This window comes from Nocardia sp. NPDC060220 (assembly GCF_042727815.1).
Classification (GTDB): Bacteria; Actinomycetota; Actinomycetes; order Mycobacteriales; family Mycobacteriaceae; genus Nocardia.
This window is the reverse complement of sequence record NZ_JBHWZY010000417.1, coordinates 1-5,956: the sequence shown is the minus strand read 5'-3', so window position 1 is coordinate 5,956 and position 5,956 is coordinate 1. Positions and strand designations below refer to the sequence as shown.

The following is a 5,956-nucleotide window of genomic DNA, read 5'->3' as shown; positions in this document are numbered from 1 at the left end:
GTGAACGGCCTTCGGCGGCCGTTGTTATGTGCGTTCGTGGCTTGTTATGCGGGTCGGGTCCCCCGAAGGGGAGGCCGGGCGGCGGGCGGTGACCCGTTTGGCCAGGGCGAGGCCCGGGGTGGCGCCGAGTCGGTCGGCGGCTTCCTCGATGCTCTCGACCAGCCCCAGCGCACGCAGCAGCTCGGCGACCGACAGTTCCGAGGTGGCCAGTTCCTGGGCCAGCGCGGGCATGGGGGTGCGCCTGCGCCAGCCGATGCGGGCGCAGTGCTCGTGGCGGGTGAACCACAAGCCGCTGCGGGAGCGGCGGTGATGGTCGATCACCACCGCCCACCAGTCCCATTCCGGTTCGGCGACAAGGCGTGTGCGGATCCAGCGCTCCCGTTCGGCGGTCGGTACCCGTTCCTCCGGCGGTACGAAGTTGCGCAGCGCGGCGCGCACCGCCGATTCGGTACGCCCGACCGTGATCGCCGTGCGGGCCAGATCGGCGCCCGCGCGCAGATCGTCGGCCAGTATCCGGTATTCCGATTCCCGCCAGGTGGTTCCGTGCTGGCGTGGCGGCCGCAGATCGCCGCGGTTCTCGTCACTCATCTCGTGTGCCCCCGTTCTCGCACCGCCCGGCCACACTCGCGTCCGGGCTGGTTGTGTGACACTTCGACGATACCGAGGGGGTACGACAGAAAATGGCTCTCTGCCAGCGGCTTTCCAGCAAACGGAGCTATCCGGTGTGTACTGCGTCGCGGCGGCCGAAGGCGTAGTAGCCCGCGCAGACCAGTGCCGCCCAGACCGCACCGACGACCAGCGCGGTGCGCCCGCCATCGGTCCACAGCAACAGCACCACGACCAACCCGAGGAAACCCAGCGCGGCCCACGTGGTGACGGGAGCGCCGGGCAGCCGGTAGTCGCTGCCGGGCAGCTCGCCCGCCCGAACCTTGGCGCGATACTTGATGTGGCACACCAGGATCACGCTCCACACGACGATGATCCCGACGGTACTCACCGAGGTGATGTAGGCGAAGGCCTTGTCCGGCGAGATCGCGTTGACGACCACCCCGATGACCATCGCGCCCGCCGAGGCGCAGATGCCGGTGAACGGCACCGACTGCTTGCTCAAGATCGCGAACTTCGCGGGCGCTTCGTCACGCAACGCGAGGCTGCGCAGCATCCGGCCGGTGGAGTAGATGCCCGAATTGCACGATGAGAGTGCCGCGGTGAGCAGCACGAAGTTGATGATGCCCGCGGCCGCGGGGATGCCGATCTGCTCGAAGACCTCGACAAACGGGCTGCGCCCGGCGTGGAAACTGCGCCAGCTCGCCACCGACATGATCACCACGAGCGCACCGACGTAGAACAGACCGATCCGGAACGGCAGGGTGTTGATCGCCTTGCGCAGCGTGGTCTCGGGGTCGCGAGCTTCTCCCGCTGTCACGCCGACCAGTTCGACACCGACGTAGGCGAACACGACGATCTGCAACACGAGCAGGGTCTGACCGAAACCGTGCGGGAACATGCCGCCGTCGGCCCACAGGTTGGTCACCGTGGGATCGGCGGCGTGGCCGAAGCCGAACACCAGCACACCGATGCCGATCAAGATCATCGCCAGGATCGCGGTCACCTTGATGGCCGAGAACCAGAACTCGCCCTCACCGAAGACTCGCACCGAGATCAAGTTCGCGGTGAACAGCACCGCGAGCACGACCAGCGCGGTCACCCACTGCGGGATATCGAACCAGTACTGGACGTAGTGGCCGGCCACCGTGATCTCGGCCATGCAGGTCGACACCCACACCGCCCAGTACGACCAGCCGGTCGCGAACCCGGCGAACCGGCCGAGGAACTCGTGCGCGTATTCGGCGAAACTGCCCGACACCGGGCGGTAGGTCAGCAGCTCACCGAGCGCGCGCATGATGACGAAGATCGCGAGCCCGGCGGCGAGATAGGCCAGGATCAGCGACGGACCCGCCTGCTCGATCGCCGCGCCGGAGCCGTAGAAAAGGCCGGTGCCGATCGCACCGCCGATGGCGATCATCTGGATGGTGCGCGGGTTCAGGCCGCGCTCGTATCCCTCCGATTCGGCCGTAGGGGCGGACGCCACGGGGGCGTCGGTGGATAGGCCGGAGCCATCGGCTGACATGGAACAGTCCTTCCGTCGCGTCGATCAGTCGTGCACGCTACCGCCCCGCAACCGTGGCCGGTGTCACCACCACCGGTGCGCGGAAATACCGGCGGTCCGGCGCGGGTTGGCCTCCATAGGGGTAGTACGCAACTCGAGGAGGCTCATGAGCGCCGTCACGCTGTCGGTTCTGGATCTGGCACCGGTGCAATCGGATGCGACGGCCGGTGACGCGTTGCACGCGACGACCCGCTTCGCACAGCACGCCGAAGAGCAGGGCTTTCGCCGATTCTGGGTGGCCGAGCACCACAACATGCCCGGCATCGCCAGTGCGGCGCCGGCGGTGGTGCTGGCGCATCTGGCCGCGTCCACCTCGCGGATCAGGGTCGGTTCGGGCGGGGTGATGTTGCCGAATCATCCGCCGCTGGTGGTCGCCGAACAGTTCGGCACACTCGAGTCGCTGCATCCCGGCCGGATCGATCTCGGGATCGGCCGCGCCCCCGGCACCGATCCGGTCACCGCGCGCGCACTGCGCCGCAGTGCCGAAGGACTCGGTGGTGACGCGTTTCCCCAGGAACTCACCGCGCTGATCGGCTTCTTCCGTGGCGCCGATCCGAGTGGGATCGTGGCAAGCCCCGGCCTCGGCGCGGAACCGCAGGTGTGGCTGCTCGGCTCGAGCGGCTACAGCGCGCAGGTCGCCGCGGTGCTGGGTCTGCCGTTCGCGTTCGCCCATCACATCGCCCCCGACAACACCGTCGCCGCGCTGACGATCTATCGCGACAACTTCCGGCCGTCGCAGACCCTGAGCGAGCCGTACACGATCGTGGCCGCCTCCGCGATCTGCGCCGACACCGATGCCGAGGCAGACCGCCTCGCCGCACCCCGCGATCTCGCCTTCGCCAACCTGCGCTCCGGCCGCCCCCAGGCACTGGCCACCCCGGAGCAGGCCGCGGGCTTCCCCGGCACCGACGCCGAACGCCACTTCGCGGCGCAGCGCCGGGCCGCGCAGCTGCAGGGCTCGCCGGAGACGGTCCGCGCCCAAGCCGCACAACTGCTCGACGCCACCTCTCCCGACGAGCTCATGCTCAACACCCTCGTCTACGACCTCGACGCCCGCATCCGCTCGCTCGACCTGACCAAGAAGGCGATCGACGGCTGAGCGCTTCGCTCAGCGCAGTCGGAATCCCCTGGCGGCCAAGGACTCCCGCAACCGGTGGCGGCCGTTGAGGGAGGCCGCCGAGGCCAGCCGGGCGAGGGTGCGCTCGGTCCACGAGAACGGCAGGCCCTGATCGGTGTAGATCTCGCCGATCCGCTGTTCGTACTCGGCGACCGGCTCGCGCTGGACCGGAAGGTCGTAGGTCTCGTGATGCAGCACCGCCGTCTGCGGTAGGCGCGGCTTGACCCTGGTGCCCTCCGCCGGGTCCGGGTGGCCGACAACCAGGCCGAAGACCGCGAAGACGTGGTCGGGCAGATTCAGCTCGGCGGCCACCGCTTCCGGGTCGTTGCGCAGCGCGCCGATGTAGACGGTGCCCAAGCCGAGAGATTCGGCGGCGACCACCGCGTTCTGTGCGGCGAGCGCGGCGTCGACGAAGCCGACGTAGCTGGATTCGAGATAGTCGGCACCCTCCAGCGGTGCGCCGTGATCGTCGGCTAGCTGACGCAACCGGGCGAAGTCGGCAGTCCAGACCAACAGCACGGGCGCCTGCTCGATATGCGCCTGACCGCCCGCGATCGCGGCCAACCTGGCCCGGCGCGCCGGATCACGGACCTCGATGACGCTCCACACCTGCAGGTTCGACGACGTCGCCGCCGACTGCGCGGCCGAGACCAGCAGCCGAATCGTGTCCGGCGATACGGGATCCGGGAGATAGCGGCGCACCGACTTGTGCGCGTGCAGCACTTCGAGCACCGGATTCCACTGGGCCGGAATCTCGGTGGCCGGGTCCGCGTAACGCTGCTGTACGGGGTGGGTGGGGCTCGGTGCGGTCTGCGTCATAGGGATATCGTCGGCCAAGGCGCCGCGGCCGTCTGCGGTAACCCTCACCGTGAACCGAACGGCTGCCTCGGTCCGGCCGGTCGATACAGTGGACGCGGGGAGCCCACCGACTGGTGGGACGAAGAGAGTGCGTCATGGGCAAGGTGTTCGATCGGATCGACGACAAGTTGCGGGCATTCATCACCGAACAGCCGATGTTCTTCATCGGCACCGCGCCGTCGGCCGGCGGCCACGTGAATGTCTCCCCCAAGGGCTATCGCGACACCTTCGCCGTGCTCGACGACCACACCGTCGCCTATCTCGATCTGTTCGGCAGCGGCTCGGAAACGATCGCCCACCTGCGCGACAACGGCCGGATCACCGTGATGTTCTGTTCGTTCACCCGCACCACCCGCATCCTGCGACTCTTCGGCGCGGGCCGGGTGGTTCGCCCCGACTCCGACGAATTCGACACGCTGCGTGAACATTTCGGCACCGGCCACACCGGAATCCGTTCGGCGGTGGTGATCTCGGTCGACCGGATCGCCGACTCGTGTGGCTGGTCGGTGCCGAAACTCGACCTCGTCGAGGAACGCTCGATCCTCGACGAGGCCCATACCCGCCGCACCGATGCCGATTTCGCCCGCCGCATCGCCGGCGACAACGCCACCAGCATCGATGGGCTGCCCGCGCTCGAGCCGGATCATCCGGTGCCGTCCACCGTGCGGCGCTGAGGTCAGGTCGCCGGGACCGAGGTGACCGCGATCGCCGGCTCGGACAGGCTGCCGAGGTAGAGGGTGCCGTTGTGTTCGGCCACCGCGGTGACCAGCGCGTAGTCGCCGCCGTCGCGCTGCAGATCGTGCACGAGGGTGCCGTCGAAATCGAACGCGAGCACCCAGACCGAACGAACGGGCGCGGGCGTCAGGCGATCCGGCAGCGCGTCGACCAAGCGCCTCAGGATCCCCGGAAGCGGGAAGAGCCTGTCCAGCAATGGGTTACGTGGGGAGACGATGCCGACCCAGACCAGTCCGTCGCTGCCGACCAGCATGTTGTCGGGTGAACCGGGCAGGTTCTCGGCGACGTGGTCCGTGGTGCCCGCGCGCGGGCCGGTCAGCCAGTAGCGCGTGATCCGGTAGGCGCCGGTCTCGGCGACCAGCAGACAGGATCGGTCGGGGGCCAGTACCACGCCGTTGGCGAACTGGAGACCGTCGACGAGCACCTCCAGGTGTCCGTCCGGATCGCGGCGGACCAGCGCTCCGCTGCCGGAATGTTCCAGAATGTCGGTCATCCACTCCTCGAACGGCCACCGCCGCGACGAGATCGAGAAATAGATCGTGCCATCGTCGTCGCGAATCACGTTGCTGGGGAACGCGATCGGAACACCGTCGAGCTCGGCGACGACGACCTCGAGTTCCGCGCCCGCCTCGGCCAGCCGGAGGATGCCCCGGCCCGCGACGCAGATCAGTAGTGCGCCGTCGGCCTCGACGTGCATGCCCAGCGGCCTGCCACCGGCGTCGGCGATCCGCTCGACCTCACCACTGGCGGGATCGACGCGCCAGATCGCGCCGTCGTCGGTCCCGGTGACGATCCGGCCGTCGGGCAGCACCACCACATCCTCCGGGCCGTTGCCCGGCAGCGGCAACAGCCGGGTCGGCGGCATCGGCGGATCGCTCTGGGTCTGCCGAGCACGAGCGGTGGGGCGTGGCGGAGTCCAGCGGTGAGGGCGCATCTGCATGCCCATTGCTACCACGCTGTGGGTCGCCACGGGCCCGGTGGCGGAATGGACGGCACCGCAGGCAGTTCAGCGGCAGTCCGGTTGCCCGGTCGGCGACGCAGGAGCCCGAGGACGGTTAAAGTGCGGCGGTGAACAC

At 68.9% G+C, this 5,956-nt stretch carries 6 protein-coding genes; 2 read left to right on the top strand and 4 right to left on the bottom strand.

The window, feature by feature from the left end; genetic code table 11:
• Window positions 1–24 precede the first annotated feature (24 nt).
• Both ACFWF3_RS21180 and ACFWF3_RS21175 read right to left on the bottom strand, forming a co-directional pair.
• Complete coding sequence (locus ACFWF3_RS21180; protein WP_379314972.1) at window positions 25–588, bottom strand: hypothetical protein; 564 nt, start codon at window positions 586–588, stop codon at window positions 25–27.
• A gap of 127 nt (window positions 589–715) precedes the next feature.
• Window positions 716–2,131: an amino acid permease gene (locus tag ACFWF3_RS21175; protein WP_379314971.1), complete on the bottom strand. Its 1,416-nt coding sequence runs from the start codon at window positions 2,129–2,131 to the stop codon at window positions 716–718.
• Between the two features lie 145 nt (window positions 2,132–2,276).
• Between ACFWF3_RS21175 and ACFWF3_RS21170 the strand changes: the two genes are divergently transcribed.
• Window positions 2,277–3,269 (top strand): LLM class flavin-dependent oxidoreductase, encoded by a 993-nt coding sequence (locus tag ACFWF3_RS21170; protein ID WP_379314970.1) that lies wholly within the window; start codon window positions 2,277–2,279, stop codon window positions 3,267–3,269.
• A gap of 9 nt (window positions 3,270–3,278) precedes the next feature.
• Here ACFWF3_RS21170 and ACFWF3_RS21165 read toward each other — a convergent pair whose 3' ends face one another.
• Window positions 3,279–4,106 (bottom strand): NADPH-dependent oxidoreductase, encoded by an 828-nt coding sequence (locus ACFWF3_RS21165; RefSeq protein ID WP_378989944.1) that lies wholly within the window; start codon window positions 4,104–4,106, stop codon window positions 3,279–3,281.
• 134 nt (window positions 4,107–4,240) lie between these two features.
• On the opposite strand from ACFWF3_RS21165, the gene ACFWF3_RS21160 reads away from it, so the two are divergent.
• Entirely contained in the window at window positions 4,241–4,819 is a 579-nt protein-coding gene (locus ACFWF3_RS21160) for a pyridoxamine 5'-phosphate oxidase family protein (RefSeq protein WP_378989943.1), read from the top strand.
• A gap of 2 nt (window positions 4,820–4,821) precedes the next feature.
• Here the strand turns inward: ACFWF3_RS21160 and ACFWF3_RS21155 are convergent, their stop codons facing one another.
• Window positions 4,822–5,826, bottom strand: coding sequence for an SMP-30/gluconolactonase/LRE family protein (locus ACFWF3_RS21155; protein WP_379314969.1), 1,005 nt, complete (start codon window positions 5,824–5,826; stop codon window positions 4,822–4,824).
• Window positions 5,827–5,956: the final 130 nt, after the last annotated feature.

Bases quoted from the DNA above. Each gene is read 5' to 3' on its own strand.
- ACFWF3_RS21175 (WP_379314971.1), bottom strand. From the start codon at position 2,131: ATGTCAGCCGATGGCTCCGGCCTATCCACCGACGCCCCCGTGGCGTCC.
- ACFWF3_RS21180 (WP_379314972.1), bottom strand. From the start codon at position 588: ATGAGTGACGAGAACCGCGGCGATCTGCGGCCGCCACGCCAGCACGGA.
- ACFWF3_RS21160 (WP_378989943.1), top strand. From the start codon at position 4,241: ATGGGCAAGGTGTTCGATCGGATCGACGACAAGTTGCGGGCATTCATC.
- ACFWF3_RS21170 (WP_379314970.1), top strand. From the start codon at position 2,277: ATGAGCGCCGTCACGCTGTCGGTTCTGGATCTGGCACCGGTGCAATCG.
- ACFWF3_RS21165 (WP_378989944.1), bottom strand. From the start codon at position 4,106: ATGACGCAGACCGCACCGAGCCCCACCCACCCCGTACAGCAGCGTTAC.
- ACFWF3_RS21155 (WP_379314969.1), bottom strand. From the start codon at position 5,826: ATGGGCATGCAGATGCGCCCTCACCGCTGGACTCCGCCACGCCCCACC.